Source organism: Sphaerisporangium sp. B11E5, from assembly GCF_039871875.1.
Taxonomy (GTDB): domain Bacteria; phylum Actinomycetota; class Actinomycetes; order Streptosporangiales; family Streptosporangiaceae; genus Sphaerisporangium.
Genome location: NZ_JBDPMD010000005.1, coordinates 146,475 through 162,968 on the forward strand (window position 1 = coordinate 146,475; position 16,494 = coordinate 162,968).

Below are 16,494 nucleotides of genomic sequence, written 5' to 3' on the forward strand. Positions count from 1 at the left end.
GCAGGTGGCCTGCCTCTCGGCGGCCCGCGCGACCGGGGCCCCCACCCGCGAGGGGGCCGGCGCCGGGGCGGGGGGTGCCAGCGCCGCGGATGTCGGCACCGGGGGTGCCGGCGCCGGGGCGGGGGGTGCCGGCGGGCGAGGGGTGGCGGGTGGGGGGTATGGGGTCATGGCTGGGGGTCGCCGGTGTCGGGGGCCGCGGTTGCCGTGCCGGACATGGCGGTGCCGGGGTAGCCGAAGGCGGCGAGGAAGGCCGCCTTCCAGCCGGCGGTGACGGTGACCGTCACCTCGGCCGCGCCCGCTTCGCACGAGGCCATCTTCAGGTCGGCGTCGCCGTGCGCGGACACGATCTCCTGGGCCCTCCCGCACGCCTCGCCGTCCCCGAGCAGGCGGACCTGGCCGGTGGCGCGCAGGTGTTCGATGTCTATGCGGTCGGCGGCGGCGCGGGCGGCCTGTTCGGCGATGTCGGAGGCGCGGAGGCGTGCGTTGATGGCCGCGCCGCCGTCCACCAGGAGGCCGGCCAGCATGAAGACCACCACCGAGAAGATCACGACGAACACCGACATGGAGCCTCGTTCGTCGGGGCATCGCTTCACTCGACCCTCCGGAACTGTTCCAGCGGCACGACGGAGCTGCCGGTCATCTTCTTGACCGCCCCGAAGCCGAGGAAGTCGAGGTCCAGTTCGCACGTCACGGTCGCCCGTACGGTGCCTCCTTCCTCCCATTCGCTGCCGTCGAGGCTGACATCGGCCTCGCACTGTCCGTCGAGTGCGGCCTTCGCGGCGTTACGCCCGGCGTCCTCGGCCGCGCCCAAGGTGCGCTGCACGGAGGCGGCGCGCGCGGCGTCGCGGGCGGCGCCGTTCACCTCGCCCTGGGCCTCGACGATGCGGCCCGCGCCGACGAGGAACATCAGGAAGAGCAGGAACAACGGGGCCAGCATCACCGTCTCGACCGCCATCGACCCGGCCTCGGACGAGCGGCGCGCGGGACGGCGGCTACGGCGCCGGGTCACGAATCGCCGCCACCGCCACCCCCGAAGTTGCTCTGCAGCTCGCCTTGCTTCTGGGTGACGAGGGTCTTGATCAGCGTGGCGAGGCCGAGCGCCACACCGGCGATGATCGCCGTGATGATGACCCATTCGACGGCGGACGCGCCGCGGGAGGGAGCGGTCCTGGCGCGGTCGATCCGCACGTGCAGGACGGCGATCAGGTAGGTGAGCCATGGAGGTGTGAACATCTAGGACCCCAACATCTTCATCGCGGCGGGAAAACTGAGAAAGATCACGAACCCCGCGCACAGGAGGAGCTGCGCGACCAGCATGGACTGAGACCGTTCACCGGCCTGTCCCTCTACCTCGGCGAGCTCGCGCCGCCGCATGGTGGCGGCGCGGGCGGTGAGCGACGCGCGTACCTTGGCGCCGTCGTCGGCCACGAGGCCGAGCGCGGCGGACAGGTCCCGCAGCTCGTCGACGTTGATCTCGTCGCCGAGCCGGCCGAGGGCCTGCCACGGGGTGATGCCGACGATCCTCGCGTTGGCCAGGGCCTCGCGGATGCGGGCCATGGCCCAGTTGCCCGAGCCGCCGTCCCCCACGGACACGGCCATGAGCAGCGCCTCGGGCACGCCTCGGCCGCCCGCGAGGTTCATGGCGACGAGGTCGAGGAAGGCGCCGACGGCGTGCCGGAAGTCGCGGCGGCGCACGGCGGCGTCCCGGCGGATCTGCACGTCGGGCAGGAAGAAGAACACGATCGAGACCAGCAGCGCCGCCCACAGCGGCACCTGCAGGGAGATCCCCCACCCCATGAGGGCCAGCCACCCGGCCAGCACGGGGAACGCCAGCAGGCCGGACACGGCGAGCAGGACCTTGGTGGCGAGGTACCCCTCGAAGGACTTGCCGAGCAGCGCCAGGTCGGCCCGGGTGGAGCGTGCCTCCCAGCCGCGGGCGGCGTAGAAGCGGGCGAGCCGCACACCGAGGCCGCGCCGGAACGCGCTGACGTCCTCGTCGGCGGAGATGAGCTGGAACCGCAGCGCGTCGTCCCCGGCCCGCGCCGAGTCCAGCGCCACCAGCCGCGCCACCAGGCCGGGCCGCGCGGGGAACAACGCCCGGAACAGCAGGAACAGCCCGAGCCCGAGCACGCCCCCGGCGAGAACCGTCTCAACCATGGACGCCTCCCGTCACCGGTTCGCGGGTGAGCGGGGCCTCGGTGGCGGGGCCGAGCATGCGGGCGGGCTTGTCGAAGCGGGCGAGGCGCCGCATCCAGGCGAAGCCCGCGCCGAACAGGGCGGCGACGACCACCAGGACGGCCTGGCCGAGCAGTGAGTCGTACTCCTCGACGTAGGAGGGGTTGAAGACCACCAGCAGGGCGGCGAACGCGACGGCGGTGCCGGTCACGATCTGCACGCTGCGGCGGGTGGAGCGCCGTTCGGCCTCCACGCGGCGGCGCATGTCCAGCTCCTCGCGCGCGGACACGGCGAGCGCGCCGAGCACCTCGCGCAGGCCGGGGCCGCGCAGCTTGGCGTTGAGGATGAGCGCGGCGACCACCAGGTCGGCGGACGGGTCGTCCAGCTCGTCGGCGAACAGGCGCAACGCGTCCGGCAGCGGCATGCGGGTGTGCAGCCGGTCGACCATGGCCCGCAGGTGGGGCCGCAGCGTGGGCGCCGCCGCCCGGATGGAGGACGGGATGGCCTGCTCCAGGCCCGCCGCGCCCGCGATGGTGTCGCGCAGCGACTCGGTCCACGCCGCGAGGCCCTCCAGGCGGCTCATCGCGGCCCGTTCCTCGGCCGCGCCGCCGGTCAGCCCGCGCCAGGCCAGCACCAGCAGCACCGCGCCCGCCGCCATGACCGGCCACCCGGTGACGATGAGCACCACGCCCCCGGTGACGGTTGCGACGGCCGAGCGGGTGGACAGCCTGCGCACCAGCTCGCGGCGGTCGGCGGCGCGGTCGGGCCCCGCCGGGCGGGGACGCACGCCGTACAGGGCGAGGCCGAGCAGGAACAGCCCGCCGCCGATCGCCGCCCCGGCCAGGACGGCCAGGGGGTCGAACAGGCCGGGCGGCAGCGGGATCACGTCCAGCCTCCGAGGATGGTGGGGTCGTACCCGTGGGGCACGAGGTCGTCCAGGCAGGCGATGGGGGCGTGCGGCACCGCGTGGCCGTCCGGGCCGGAGGTGAACACCTCGGAGGACAACACCCGGCCGTCGACGCCCGCGACCTCGCGGACGCTGGCGACGTACCGGCGCAGGCGCCCGCCCATGTGGTAGTCGTTGCGCTTCTCGATGAAGATCACGAAGTCGATGGCCCCGGCGATCAGCATGTGGGTGGCCTCGATGGGCAGCCGCTCCTCGGCCTGCAGGGCGTAGGTGGCGATGCGGTTGAAGACCTCCATCGAGGAGTTGGCGTGGATGGTGGACAACGAGCCGTCGTTGCCCTGCGTCATGGCGTTGAGCATGGTGACGATCTCGTCGCCCAGCACCTCGCCGACGATGACCCGGCTGGGGTTCATGCGCAGCGACCGGCGCACCAGCTCCGCCATGGTGATCTCGCCCTGGCCCTCGGAGTTGGGCAGGCGGTGCTCGAACGCCACGACGTTCGGGTGCAGCTCGGGGAACTGGTCCAGCCCGAGCTCCAGGGCGCGCTCCACCGTGATGAGCCGCTCGTGCGGCGGGATCTCGTTGGCCAGGGCCCGCAGCAGGGTGGTCTTCCCGGCGTTGGTGGCCCCGGCGATCATGATGTTCTTGCGGGCCGCGACGGCGGCGGACAGGAAGCGGCCGAGCTCGGGGGTGAGCGTGCCGTTGCCCACGAGGTCGCTGAGGAAGACCTTGCCGAGCCGGGCACGGCGGATGGACACGGCGGGCCGCACGGTGACGTCCATGACGGCCGACAGGCGCGAGCCGTCGGGCAGGCGCAGGTCGAGCTGGGGGTTGGCGGTGTCGAACGCGCGGCTGGACAGGCCGCTGTAGGCGGCGAGGATCTGGATGAGCTCGATCAGCTCCTCGTCGGAGTCGGCCACCGGGTCGTGCATGACCTCCTGGCCGTCGGCGTACCCGACGAACACGCGGTCGCAGCCGTTGACGTCGATGTTCTCGACCTCGGGGTCGTCGAGCAGCGGCTGCAGGCGCCCGACGCCGAACAGCGCGGCGTGGATGCCCGCCGCGAGGGCCTCTTCCTCCTCGGCCGTGGGCGGGGTGCGGCCGGAGCCGATCTCGCTGCGGGCGTGCTCCTCCAGCACCTGCGAGATGAGCGCGCGGGCGAACTGGCGCTCGTCCTCGCCGGACATGGGGGCGAGGCCGCCGGCCTGGTCGAGCCGCCGCTGGTGGGCGAGGCGGTCGCCGACCTCCTGCCGGAAACGCTTGACCAGCGTGTGATCGATGCTCATGGTCACCCGCTCTCGCTCGAAAGGCCGCCGCGGACGCGCGTCATCGGCCGGGCCGCGGTGGCACGGCCGGGGGCGACGCGGGCGGCGAGGCGCCCCGCCAGCTCGCGGGCCGTGCGGATCAGCAGGGAGCGGTCCAGGCGGCCGCCCCACTGGCCGCGCAGCAGCTCGGCGCCCTTGGGGTCGTAGGCCAGCCCGGCCACGAAGGACACCTCGGTGCCGCTCGCGCCGACGATGCGGCGCACCTCGTCGATGGACGCGCGGTAGGAGCGCGGGTCGGCGATCACCACCACGCCGAGCTGGCCGCGGACCAGCGCCAGCCGCTCGCGCAGATGGGCCACGTGGTCCAGGCTCGGCCGGGTGAACAGCAGCGTGAGCTCGGCCTCGGCCATCAGGTCGGCCATCTGCGGGGTGCCGCCGAGCCTGCCGCAGTCGGCCAGCACGTCGGCGTTGGGCAGCGCGGCGAGGGCGCGGCCGAGTGGGCCCCACAACCACGTGAGACCGGCGGCCTGCTCACCGTGGGTGAGGCCGGTCAGCACGTCGAGACCGCCGACGAGCTTCTGGGTGTGCTCGTACACCTGCTCGGGGTGCAGGCCGCGCCGGGCCGTCGCACCGAGGCTCAGCAGGCCACGGCCGGGGTTGAGCACGGCGCCGTCCACGGCGGGCAGGCGGTAGACCAGGTCGCCGCCGGAGGGGTCGCACTCGGCGAGCAGCACCGGACGGGGCCACACCGCGCCGAGGGCCGTCGCGGCGGTGGTCACGCCGGGCGCCCCCTTGTCGGCGGCGAGCGCGATGAGCGCCACGTCAGCCCGCTCCGGGGAGCTTGCCGAGGGCGATCTCCCCGCTGGAGGCGTACATGGCGATGGTCGGCGACACGGTGGCGTCGATGACGACGGACACCAGCCCGCTGTTGCCGCCGTCGGGGTCGCCCACGCTCTCGACCAGGGCGACGGGGGCGAGCACCTTGCCGACGGCCTGGCCGCGGCCCGAGCCGGGGACGTACAGCACCTGCACCTGGTCGCCGCGCCGCAGGCCGCGGGGCACCTGGCCGGCCTTGAGCGCGAGCCCGACGATGACCTTGCCGGGCACGAGCTGCTCGCTGGCGCGGCTGACCATCTGCTCGGTGAGCAGCGTGCCGGGCAGCAGGGTGACGCGGGCGAACGTCTGGGCGACCTCGCCGCGGTGGGCCCAGGAGACGTACCCGATGCCGGTGTCGGCGATCTGCACCTCGGCCATGGCCTCGGGCACGATCGGCTGGCCCGGGCCGATCTGCTGGGTGATCTGGATGGCGGACACGCGGTCGCCGCTGCGCAGCACCAGCAGGGTGGTGCCGAGGGCTCCGCCGAGCACGAGGAGCAGCGCGAGGGCGGCCAGGGCGGGCTTGCGCTCGCGCGGCGGCACCGGCAGCTTGCGGGACGCGGGCCCGGACAACGCGCCGGGAACGGCGGGGCGCTCGCCGGTGACGGGGCCGCGGCCGTCGCGGTCGGACTTCTCGCTGATCCTCATGGGCGGGGGGACACTCCGGAATCAGGGACCAAGCCGGCGCCTCACCATGCGCTGATATCCGATCACCACGCCGGGCTGATCGAGATGGACCGCATGACCACGGTGACGGACGACATGGTCACGGATATGTTGGGCGGGATCGGTGGCTTATCTCCAGAATTGTCATGCCATTGTGTGCAGCTTGCCGCATGGCAGGGGGCGGAAGCCCGACCCATGCTCATCCACTATGGATTGGCTGTCAATGGCGTCGTCAGGAATCGCAACCGATCCGTGGCAACACTCGTTGCGACATTTCCTATGATATTCCCCTTTGTAACTTGGGTAACACTTACCACTCTGGTTTCCCCCCTCTTACCGTCTCCCAACCATCGGTACGCGGACCGTCGCGGTCCGGGACCGCCCCCCGGCGCTCGGCCCCGGGCAGAGGTCGTACGCAGCAGGCGCCTGGCTGTCCACAGCCTTGTCCACAGGCAGTCGCGGCTTGTCAGCAGCCGTCCCTTCCGCCCGAATTATGGTGATTAATGCGGTTTGGCGGGCGTAATCCCATCGCATCGGCCGTCTCTCGTCCACAGCGGCTGTCGTTATCCTCAGCTCCGTCCACAGCGGCCTGTGGATAACTCGGCGTCCAGGGAAACCTCCGCGGCCACCTCCCGGCCCGGTGGAGTTTCCCGCACGGCCATTCGGCCCCTCCCCCGCCATGGGGGTTAAACCCGCTTTCGCGGGAACGATGACCACGACCCCCTTCAGTAGATCGTCGTCCGCGCTCGCGAGCGCGGAGTTCCCTGAAACGGAGGGGGCATGTACAGAATCCTGGCCGGTCTCGGGCTGGCCGCGACCGCCATGCTCGCGGCCGCCTGCGGTGGCGGCGGCACGGCCACGACCGGCTACGGCAAGGCCGCGGGCACCGCCGCCCAGACCCCCACGGCGCACTCCACGGCGACCGGCGCCCCCACAGGCTCGCCGACCGGCACCCCCGGCGGTACACCCACCGGCAGCCCCAGCGGCACTCCCCTGCCGACGCCGGAGAAGGCCACCATCGGGACCGCCGAGTCCCGGTACGGCAAGATCCTCGTCGGCGAGGAGCGCCGCACGCTGTACGTCTTCGAGCGGGACACCCCGGACGCCTGCACCGGCGCCTGCCTGTCCTGGTGGCCCCCGGCCGCCACCCGCGACCAGCCGAAGGCCGGGGAGGGCGTCAAGGAAGACCTGCTCGGCACCGTCACCCGCTCCGACGGCACCAACCAGATCACCTACGACGGGCACCTGCTGTACTACTACAGCGGCGACACCGCCGAAGGGGACACCAACGGGCAGGGCCGCGACGAATTCGGCGGCAAGTGGTACGTCATCGGCCCGGACGGCAAGAAAGTGGAGTAGCGGGACGGGCACCGACAGGTCTGGTTGGCGTAAACCTCCGGACCGGGCGAACTCCCGGAGCTACGTTGAAGCCCGGGAGCCGGACCCGGAGGAGAACGCCGCATGCGGATCATGCTTACCGTGCTCTCGGAGCACGGCGGGCGCGACGTGATCGTCGATGGCGACGAGGACACCACGGTCGCCGCCCTCGCCGCCACACTGAAGGGCCCGCCCGGCGGGGAGCTGGGCAACGTCGTGCGGCTGCGCGCCCGCGCGCCGTACGGCCTCGGCGGGCGGGGCGGCGCGCGGCTACGCTCCGACGAGCCGTCGCTGTGGGTCGAGGGCAAGCGCCTCGACCCCGACGCGCCGGTGACCACCGCGCTGCGGGACGGCGACCTGGTCACGCTCGACCCGCGCACCGCCGGGTCCACCGTGCTCGCCGAGCCCGCCGGGGTCGTCGAGCTGCGCGTGGTGGGCGGCCCCGCGGCGGGGTCGGTGCACCGGCTGGGGTTCGGCGTGCACGTCATCGGGTCCGATCCCGCCTGCTCGGTGTCGCTCGACGACCGCGAGCTGGCGGCGCAGGCGGCCGAGATCCGGGTGACGCCCGGCGACATCCTGGTGCGGTCGTTCGACGCGCCGGTCCGCCCGCCCGCCAAGCGCCGGCGGCGCGGCCGCAAACGCAAGGGCGCGGGCGGCGACACCCGGTCCGCCGAGGTCGTGGGCGAGGTGCGGCGGGGCGTCACCCGTTCGGAGCCCCGGCTGGCGGGCGAGCCGCTGAGCGGGCCGCGGCAATGGCCCGAGGGGGCGCCGCTGACGTGCGGCACCTCGGTCCTCGTGCTGCGCGCCACCGAGCCGCCGGACGCCCACGTGGACGCGCTGGCCGAGGGCGGGCTGGCGTACAACCGGCCGCCGCGCCTGCACCCCGCCGAGCGGCGGCGCCGGTTCGAGGTGCCCGCCGAGCCGCGCCGGGGCGAAGGGGTGCGGCTGCAGTTGCTGGCCGCGTGCCTGCCCGCGGTGCTGGGATTCACCATGGCGGCGGTGTTCCAGGTCTGGTTCTACCTGCTGATCGCGCTGATGACCCCGCTGATCATGATCGGGCAGTGGATCAGCGACCGGCGGCACGGGCGGCGCAAGTACCGGCAGGACATGAAGGCGTACCGCGAGCGCCTCGCCGCGTTCCGCGCGTCGCTCGACAAGGCCCGCGCGGTGAACGAGGTCGAGCGCCGCGCCGCGTCCCCCGACCCGGCCGAGCTGCTGCTCACCGCGACCGGGCCCCGGCGGCGGCTGTGGGAGCGCCGCAGCCACGACCCCGACGCGCTGCGGCTGCGCATCGGGCTCGCCGACCTGCCCGCCGAGATCGAGTTCGTGCCCGAGCGGGGGGCGTCGCCCGACATGGCGCTGCCCGAGCCGCCGCTGTCCGGGGGCGTGCCGGTGTCGCTGGCGATGCGGCGGCTCGGCGTCGCGGGCATGACCGGGCCGCGGGACGTCGCGCTCGGCGTCGCCCGCTCGCTGCTCGGCGCGGCCGTCACCCTGCACAGCCCGCGCGACCTCGCCGTGGTCGTGCTGTCGGCCAACGCCGACGGGGCGGCGCGGTGGAACTGGACGCGGTGGCTGCCGCACTGCGCGCCCCGGGACGCCGACTGCGTGGCGCTGGTCGGCGCCGACCCGGAGGCGGCGGCGCAGCGGGTGGCCGAGCTCGCCGCGCTGATCTCGTCCCGGCTGGGGGACGACGACGGGCTCGGCCTCGGGCTCTCCTCCATCAAGGGCTGGGGACGGTCGTCACGGCCCGACGAGGAGCCGCTGTTCGCGTCCTACGACGACCGGCCCTACGACGTGCTGGTGATCCTGGACGGCGCGCAGGTGCTGCGGGCGCTGCCCGGCATGCCGCAGGTGCTGCGGCAGGGGCCGCGCGCCGGGGTGTACACCCTCGCCATCGACGAGGACCAGCGGCTGCTGCCCGAGGAGTGCGCCACCGTCGTGGACTGCGCCTCCGACGGCTTCCTGCGGCTGCGCGGCGGAGGTCTCGAGACGCTCGGGGACATCCTGGCCGACCAGGTGACGACGGCGTGGTGCGAGCGGCTGGCACGCTCCCTGGCGCCGCTGCGGGACGTGAGCAGGGACGACGCCGGGGCCGCGCTGCCCGGGTCGGTGCGGCTGCTCGACCTGCTGCAGCTCTCCCCCACCGGACGGGCCGTCGCGGCGCGGTGGCGGGACGGGGGACGCACCACCGAGGTGCCGATCGGCATGGGGGCCGACGGGCCGTTCCGCGTCGACCTGAGCAGGGACGGGCCGCACGCGCTGGTGGCGGGGACCACCGGGGCGGGCAAGTCCGAGCTGCTGCAGACGCTCATCTGCTCGCTCGCGGTGGCCAACCGGCCGGACGAGATGACGTTCGTGCTGATCGACTACAAGGGCGGGGCGGCGTTCAAGGAGTGCGTGCGGCTGCCGCACACCGTGGGCATGGTCAGCGACCTGGACGAGCACCTCACGCAGCGGGCCCTCGCGTCCCTGGCGGCGGAGATCCGGCGGCGGGAACGGCTGCTGCTGGCGGCGGGGGCCAAGGACATCGACGACTACCAGCAGCTCCGCGACCAGCCGGCCAGGGCCACCCGGTCCTCCACCACCGTGCGTGAGACGGCCGCCGGGGTGGCGCTGCCGCGGCTCGTGCTGATCATCGACGAGTTCGCGGCCATGGTGTCGGAGCTGCCGGACTTCATGGACGGGCTCGTGGACATCGCGCGGCGGGGGCGGTCGCTCGGCATCCACCTCATCCTGGCGACGCAGCGGCCCGGGGGTGTGGTGACCGCGGACATCCAGGCCAACACCTCGCTGCGGATCGCGCTGCGGGTGACCGAGCCGTCGGAGTCGGCGGACATCATCGCGGGGCCGGAGGCGGCGCACATCTCCAAGTCCACGCCCGGACGGTGCTACGTGCGGTCCGGGGTGGCCGCGGCGGAGGCGGTGCAGACGGCGCGGATCGGCGGGCGGGTGCCGGACGCCGGGCGCGGCGCCTCCGGGCCGCGGGTCGTGGAGGTGGGATGGCGGGAGCTCGGCCACCCGCTGCGGGTGGCCGCCACGGGCTCCGGCGGGCTCACCGCGGGTCCGGCCAGCGACCTGGCCGTCCTGGTGGACGCGATCGTCGAGGCCACGCGCCTGACGGGGGTGCCGGAGCAGCCCAGCCCGTGGCTGCCGCCGCTGCCCACGGGGATCGTCCTGGAGCCGTCCCCCCCGGCGTCCGCCGCCTCCGCGTCCGCTGCTTCGGCGTCCGCCGCCTCCACGTCCGCTGCTTCGGCGTCCGTTGCCTCCGCGTCCGCGGCTTCGGCGTCCGCTGCCTCAGGGGCCGCCGCTTCGGCGTCCGCTGCCTCAGGGGCCGCCACCTTGGGGCCGTTCGCCTCGGCGTCCGCCGCCTCGGCGTCCGCCGCCTCGGTGCCGGCCGAGGAGGTGCCGGCCTTGCCGTTCGGCATCACGGACCTGCCGTGGGCGCAGTCGCGGCGGTCGCTGGTGCTCGACCCGGCGCACGGCGGGCACCTGCTCATCGCGGGCACGGCCCGCACCGGGCGGTCCACGGCGCTGCGGACCATCGCCGGGTCCGTCGCGGCGCACGCCTCACCCCGGGACGTCCACCTGCACGCCATCGACTGCGGATCCGGGGCGCTGCTGCCGCTGGTCGCGCTGCCGCACTGCGGGGCCGTGGTGACGCGCGACCAGCTCGACCGGGTGGAACGGCTGCTCACCCGGCTGCGGGCCGAGGTGGGGCGCCGGCAGCAGGTGCTCGCCGAGGCCGGGTACGCGTCCCTGGCCGAGGCGCGGGCCGCGTGGCGCCGCGACCCCGGCGGGGCCGTGCCGCCCATGCCGTGGCTGGTGCTGCTGCTGGACCGGTGGGAGGGCTTCGCCGCGGCGTTCGAGGGGTACGACTACGGCCGGCTGCTGGAGTCGCTGATGCAGCTCCTGCGGGAGGGCCCCGCGGTGGGCCTGCGCGCCGTGGTCACCGCCGACCGGTCCGGCCTGCTCGGGCAGATCTCCACCCTGTTCGAGGACCGCCTCATCATGCGCCTCGCCGACCCCTCCGACTACGGCCTCGCCGGCCTGCCCGCGCGCGGCCTGCCGTCCGTCATGCCCCCCGGCCGGGCGTTGTCCGTCACCGAGCAGGGCGTGGTGGAGAGCCAGATCGCCCTGCTGGCCGAGGACCCCTCCGGCCCCGCCCAGGTGGCCGAGCTCCAGTCCCTGGCCAGGGCCGCCGCCCACCGCTTCCCCGCCCCCGAGGGGTTGCTCCGGGTGGACGCCCTGCCGATGCGCATCACCGCGACCGAGGCCCTGGCGCTCGCGCCCGGCTTCACCCCGCCGTCCCCCCTGTGGGCGTTGTTCGGCGCCGGCGGCGACTCCCTGGCCCCCCTGGGCGTGGACCTGTCCGGTCAGGGCCCCGCCGCCGTGGTCGCCGGCCCCGCCCGATCGGGCCGCTCCTCCGCCCTGCTGACCGCCGCCCGCTCCCTGCTCTCCCGCGACACCCCCGTCGTCGTCGTGGCCCCCCGCCGCACGCCGCTCCGCGAACTGACCGGCGCCCCCGGCGTCCTCGGAGTCCTCGCCCCCGACGGCGACCTGGCCTCCGCCGTCGGCGACCGCACCCGCTACGTGGTGATCGTCGACGACGCCGAACTGATCTCCCCCGACACCCCGCTCGGCCAGTCCCTGGAGGAAACCCTGCGCACCGGCCGCGACGGCGACCACGCCGTGATCCTCGCCGGCACCACCGGCGACCTCGCCACCGCCTACCGGGGCTTCGTCGCCGAGTCCCGCAAGCCGAGGACCGGCCTCCTGCTGAGCATCCAGAGCCCCGCCGACGGCGACCTCTTCAACATCCGCCTCCCGAGAGGCACGGTGGGCGGCCCTCCCGGCCGGGGCCTGTTGATAACCAGCGGCACCGCCACCCCCATCCAGGCCGCCCTGACCACCTGACCCGCGAGGGGTCAGCCGCAGTCCTGGGAGCCGTCGTCGGGGCGGAAGCACTCGATGGGACCGCCGAACGTCGAGGTGATTTTGAAGGACATGCCCGGGAGGAGGGGGACGACGGCCACGGCGGTGCCTTCCACGGTGACGCCGCGCTGGTCGCCCTTCTCCCAGGCGCGGACGCCGACCCCCTGGAGCATCTTGGGGCCGACGGCGCGCACGATGGAGCGGGCCTTGGACTCGGCGGCGCCCTGCCAGCCGCCGCTGTCGGCGCCGGCGGCGCGGGCGATGCGGGCACCCTCACGGGCGGCGGCGTCGGCGATCTGCCTGCCGTGGAACACCAGGGCCATCTGCACGACCAGCAGGATCACGATCAGGACCACCGGCATGATCATCGCGAGCTCGATGGCCGAGGCACCACGGTCGGACGTGGCGGAGGGGCGGTCCTGAGGCGGGGACGCGGGGACGCGTCCGGTGTCACTCATGGTCACCGGCATGGGAGGGAATCACCCCGAGGGCATGGCCCGCTGCCGGCCGGGTGGCAGGCCCGGCCGGGAGGAGAACCATGACGGTCAGCGGGTGGCGGATTCGATGTTGCCGCGGTAGGTGGTGATGATCCGGGAGGCCTCGGCGAGCTCCTCGGACATGCGCTGGAAGGCCTGACGGTAGTTCTGCCAGGCACCGTTGAAGCGGTTGGCGCCGGGGCCGGTCCAGGCGGTGCCCACCTTCGCGGCCTCGCGGTCCAGAGCCGCCATCGTCTGGCGGACCTGCTCCGCCTGCTGGGTGAACTGGGCGGCCATGTTCTGCATCTCGGCGGGGTCGCCCCCGAGCAAGCTCTGACTCATGCGGTCTCCTTCGGGATGGGTGCATGACAGGGGGTAGCCAAACGCACTCACCTTAGACGTCAAGGTGCCCTCTCGCACGGGTTATGCCCACTGGCTATCAAGCTTGATCGCCCGTCCGAGGGCGAATCGAGGAAACGAAACGTCCGGGTAAGTGCTCGCGGCCGATCAGAGGGCGCCTAAACTCCGTTGAAGGCCCACCGGGCCTTTCACAGGGAAAGGGACGACCTCGGTGCAGAAGGTCCTGATCGCCAATCGTGGCGAGATAGCGGTGCGGATCGCCCGCGCATGCAAGGACGCCGGCCTGGCCGGCGTCGCGGTGTACGCCGAGCAAGACCTCGACGCGCTCCATGTGCGGATGGCGGACGAGGCCTATGCGCTCGGCGGGCAGTCTCCCGCGGAGACGTACCTCGACATCGGCAAGCTGCTGAGTGTCGCCGCCGAGGCGGGGGCGGACGCCGTCCACCCGGGGTACGGCTTCCTCGCGGAGAACGCCGACTTCGCCCAGGCGGTCATCGACGCGGGGCTCACGTGGATCGGCCCTCCCCCGTCCGCGATCACCGCGCTCGGCGACAAGGTGGCCGCGCGTCACATCGCCCAGCGGGTCGGCGCGCCGCTCGTCGCGGGCACCCCCGACCCGGTGAGCGGCGTGGACGAGGTGGTCGCGTTCGCCGCGGAGCACGGCCTGCCCATCGCCATCAAGGCGGCGTACGGCGGCGGCGGGCGCGGGCTGAAGGTCGCCCGCACCATGGAGGAGATCCCCGACCTGTACGAGTCGGCGGTGCGCGAGGCGGTCACCGCGTTCGGCCGGGGCGAGTGCTTCGTGGAGCGCTACCTCGACCGCCCGCGGCACGTCGAGACCCAGTGCCTCGCCGACACGCACGGCAACGTCGTGGTGGTCTCCACCCGCGACTGCTCGCTGCAGCGGCGGCACCAGAAGCTCGTCGAGGAGGCCCCCGCGCCGTTCATCACCCCCGAGCAGCGCGACCTGCTGTACACCTCCTCCAAGGCCATCCTGCGCGAGGCCGGGTACGTCGGCGCGGGCACCTGCGAGTTCCTGATCGGCCAGGACGGCACGGTGTCGTTCCTGGAGGTCAACACCCGCCTTCAGGTGGAGCACCCCGTGAGCGAGGAGGTCACCGGCATCGACCTCGTGCGCGAGATGTTCCGCATCGCGGGCGGCGAGGCGATCGGGTACGACGACCCCGAGATCCGCGGCCACTCCATCGAGTTCCGCGTCAACGCCGAGGACGCCGGGCGCAACTTCCTGCCCGCGCCCGGCACCCTGTCCACCATGCGCGTGCCGTCCGGACCGGGTGTGCGGCTGGACGCGGGCTACGAGCCGGGCATGACGGTGCCGCAGTCGTTCGACTCGCTGGTGGCCAAGCTCATCGTGACCGGCCGCACCCGCGCCGAGGCGCTGGAGCGGTCGCGCCGCGCGCTGGACGAGTTCGTCATCGAGGGCATGCCCACGGTGCTGCCGTTCCACCGGGCCGTGGTGACCGACCCGGCGTTCACCGGCGAGCCGTTCTCCGTGCACACCCGGTGGATCGAGACCGAGTGGAAGGGCGGCGTCGAGCCGTACGCGGGCGACCTGGCGGCGGGCGAGGAGCCCGCGGAGCGCGAGCGGGTCGTGGTGGAGGTCGGCGGCAAGCGCCTGGAGGTCGTGCTGCCCGCCGGGGCGGTGGCGGCACGGCGCGGAGGCGGCGGCGAGGCCAAGAAGCCCGCGCGCCGGTCCGGCGGCCGGGGCACCGCGGCGGCGGCGAGCGGTGACGCCCTGGTCAGCCCGATGCAGGGCACCATCGTCAAGGTCGCGGTGGCGGACGGCGACTCGGTGGCCGCCGGGGACACTATCGTGGTGCTGGAAGCCATGAAGATGGAGCAGCCCCTCACCGCGCACAAGAGCGGCACCGTCACAGGGCTCGCGGCCACGGTCGGGCAGACGGTAACGGCGGGCGCGGCGATCTGCGAGATCAAGGACGCCTGAACCTCGTCCGGGCCGGATCCCGGCCCGGACGAAGATACGGTGGCGTTCCAGGAACCCTCGGGACCCGCCGTTCGTCCTGTAGGGCGAAGGAGGCATATAGCCGTGACCAAAATCGTGACGCGCCGTGCCGCCGCCACCGTCGTGGCGGTGCTGGCCGGCCTTCTCACGCTGCTCGCGTCGCCGTCCGCGGCGCTGGCGGCGGCCCCGCCCGATCCGGGCACCGTGCTCGCCACGTGGAAGACCAGCGACCCGTTGTACGTCGGCCCCGGGGTCACGATCTCCCAGGACGACCTGGGCAAGATCAGGGACGCCCTGGAGGGCGCGAAGAGCAAGATCTACGTGGCGGCCCTCGCCGACGGCACCGTCACCAACAGCGCCGAGGTGGGGCCGTTCATCTCCGCGCTCGGTCAGGAGCTCAGCGCCGCCGGGCGCTCGCGCGCCACGGTGGCCGTGCTGGACGGCACCACGCTGTTCGCCGGGTCGAGCGCCATCCGCAAGACCGGCCTGGCCGGGCAGCTCGCCGAGGCGGCGACCAGCAACAACAAGGACGTCGTCAGCGGCATGGAGGACTTCGTCAACCGCGTCGACAAGGCCGTCAGCGGGGACACCCGTGGCGCCCTGAAGTCCGGCAGCGCGGCGGGCGGCGGCGGTGGCGGCGGGGTGCTGATCGGCATCCTGGTGCTGGCGCTGGCCGGTGGGCTCGGCATCTTCTTCTACTCCCGCAAGAAGAAGCGCCAGCGCGAGGCCCGGGAGGCCGCCGAGCTGGCCGCCGTCAAGCAGACGGTGGAGGAGGACGTCACCAAGTTCGGTGAGGAGATCACCGCGCTGGACCTCGACGTCAAGTTCGCCGACAACCCCGCCAAGGGGCAGGACGACTGGCGTGGCGCCCTCGACGCCTACGAGCGCGCGAAGAACGAGCTGGCCGCCGTCAAGCGGGCCGACCAGTTGCGCGGCGTCACCTCCATCCTGGAGGAGGGGCGGTACGCGCTGGCGTGCGTCAAGGCCCAGGTGAACAACGAGCCGGTCCCCGAGCGCCGGGCACCGTGCTTCTTCAACCCGCAGCACGGCCCGTCCGTGCGTGACGTCGCCTGGGCGCCCCCCGGCGGCGCGCCGCGCAACGTCCCGGCGTGCGCCATGGACGCGCAGCGCGTCGACCAGGGCTTCGACCCGCAGATGCGCGAGGTCATGGTCGACGGCCACCGCCGCCCGTACTGGGACGCCGGCCCCGCGTACGCCCCCTACGCCTACGGCTACTACGGCGGCTTCGGCGGCGACCTGATGACCGGCATGCTCATCGGCACCATGCTCGGCAGCTCCTTCGGCGGCTTCGGCTTCGGCGGTTACGGCTACGGCGCCGGCTACCAGGAGGGCGCCGGCGACGTCGGCGGCGGAGGCGACTTCGGCGGCGGAGGCGACTGGGGCGGCGGAGGCGACTTCGGCGGCGGTGACTTCGGCGGCGGAGGCGACTGGTAGCCCTGCCCTCCGGACCATCCG

14 protein-coding genes are annotated in these 16,494 nt (G+C 73.8%); 4 read left to right on the plus strand and 10 right to left on the minus strand.

Annotated features, from left to right (window positions below; translation table 11 throughout):
• Nucleotides 1–164: 164 nt before the first annotated feature.
• Genes ABGB17_RS07290 through ABGB17_RS07325 form a run of 8 tightly spaced genes read right to left on the minus strand, consistent with a single transcriptional unit; the run spans nt 165 to nt 5,871 of the window.
• The gene (locus ABGB17_RS07290; RefSeq protein WP_347627028.1) at nt 165–563 is read right to left on the minus strand and encodes a pilus assembly protein TadG-related protein; all 399 of its coding nucleotides are present in this window, start codon (nt 561–563) and stop codon (nt 165–167) included.
• 26 nt (nt 564–589) lie between these two features.
• Nucleotides 590–955, minus strand: a complete 366-nt coding sequence (locus ABGB17_RS07295) for a TadE/TadG family type IV pilus assembly protein (RefSeq protein ID WP_347627029.1) — start codon at nt 953–955, stop codon at nt 590–592.
• 50 nt (nt 956–1,005) lie between these two features.
• Entirely contained in the window at nt 1,006–1,233 is a 228-nt protein-coding gene (locus ABGB17_RS07300) for a hypothetical protein (RefSeq protein ID WP_347627030.1), read from the minus strand.
• A complete protein-coding gene (locus ABGB17_RS07305) occupies nt 1,234–2,157 on the minus strand; it encodes a type II secretion system protein (protein ID WP_347627031.1) in 924 nt (307 codons plus the stop codon).
• The gene (locus ABGB17_RS07310; RefSeq protein WP_347627032.1) at nt 2,150–3,061 is read right to left on the minus strand and encodes a type II secretion system F family protein; all 912 of its coding nucleotides are present in this window, start codon (nt 3,059–3,061) and stop codon (nt 2,150–2,152) included. The genes ABGB17_RS07305 and ABGB17_RS07310 overlap by 8 nt, the downstream gene beginning before the upstream one ends.
• Nucleotides 3,058–4,368, minus strand: a complete 1,311-nt coding sequence (locus ABGB17_RS07315; RefSeq protein WP_347627033.1) for an ATPase, T2SS/T4P/T4SS family — start codon at nt 4,366–4,368, stop codon at nt 3,058–3,060. Before ABGB17_RS07315 ends, ABGB17_RS07310 begins: the two co-directional genes overlap by 4 nt.
• A 2-nt stretch (nt 4,369–4,370) precedes the next feature.
• Nucleotides 4,371–5,168, minus strand: a complete 798-nt coding sequence (locus tag ABGB17_RS07320; RefSeq protein ID WP_347627034.1) for a hypothetical protein — start codon at nt 5,166–5,168, stop codon at nt 4,371–4,373.
• Nucleotide 5,169: 1 nt separating this feature from the next.
• A complete protein-coding gene (locus ABGB17_RS07325) occupies nt 5,170–5,871 on the minus strand; it encodes a hypothetical protein (protein WP_347627035.1) in 702 nt (233 codons plus the stop codon).
• Between the two features lie 798 nt (nt 5,872–6,669).
• Here ABGB17_RS07325 and ABGB17_RS07330 point away from each other — a divergent pair.
• Entirely contained in the window at nt 6,670–7,248 is a 579-nt protein-coding gene (locus ABGB17_RS07330) for a hypothetical protein (RefSeq protein WP_347627036.1), read from the plus strand.
• 102 nt (nt 7,249–7,350) lie between these two features.
• Nucleotides 7,351–12,180 carry an FtsK/SpoIIIE domain-containing protein gene (locus tag ABGB17_RS07335; RefSeq protein ID WP_347627037.1) on the plus strand — a complete coding sequence of 1,610 codons (4,830 nt, stop codon included), beginning with the start codon at nt 7,351–7,353 and terminating at the stop codon, nt 12,178–12,180.
• Between the two features lie 11 nt (nt 12,181–12,191).
• Here the strand turns inward: ABGB17_RS07335 and ABGB17_RS07340 are convergent, their stop codons facing one another.
• Both ABGB17_RS07340 and ABGB17_RS07345 read right to left on the minus strand, forming a co-directional pair.
• Nucleotides 12,192–12,656 (minus strand): TadE family protein, encoded by a 465-nt coding sequence (locus ABGB17_RS07340; RefSeq protein WP_347627038.1) that lies wholly within the window; start codon nt 12,654–12,656, stop codon nt 12,192–12,194.
• A gap of 87 nt (nt 12,657–12,743) precedes the next feature.
• Complete coding sequence (locus tag ABGB17_RS07345) at nt 12,744–13,016, minus strand: WXG100 family type VII secretion target (protein WP_184979094.1); 273 nt, start codon at nt 13,014–13,016, stop codon at nt 12,744–12,746.
• 229 nt (nt 13,017–13,245) lie between these two features.
• Here ABGB17_RS07345 and ABGB17_RS07350 point away from each other — a divergent pair, with 229 nt between their 5' ends.
• Both ABGB17_RS07350 and ABGB17_RS07355 read left to right on the plus strand, forming a co-directional pair.
• Nucleotides 13,246–15,000, plus strand: coding sequence for a biotin carboxylase N-terminal domain-containing protein (locus tag ABGB17_RS07350; protein ID WP_347627039.1), 1,755 nt, complete (start codon nt 13,246–13,248; stop codon nt 14,998–15,000).
• A 102-nt stretch (nt 15,001–15,102) separates the two neighbouring features.
• Nucleotides 15,103–16,473: a hypothetical protein gene (locus ABGB17_RS07355; protein ID WP_347627040.1), complete on the plus strand. Its 1,371-nt coding sequence runs from the start codon at nt 15,103–15,105 to the stop codon at nt 16,471–16,473.
• Nucleotides 16,474–16,494 lie beyond the last annotated feature (21 nt).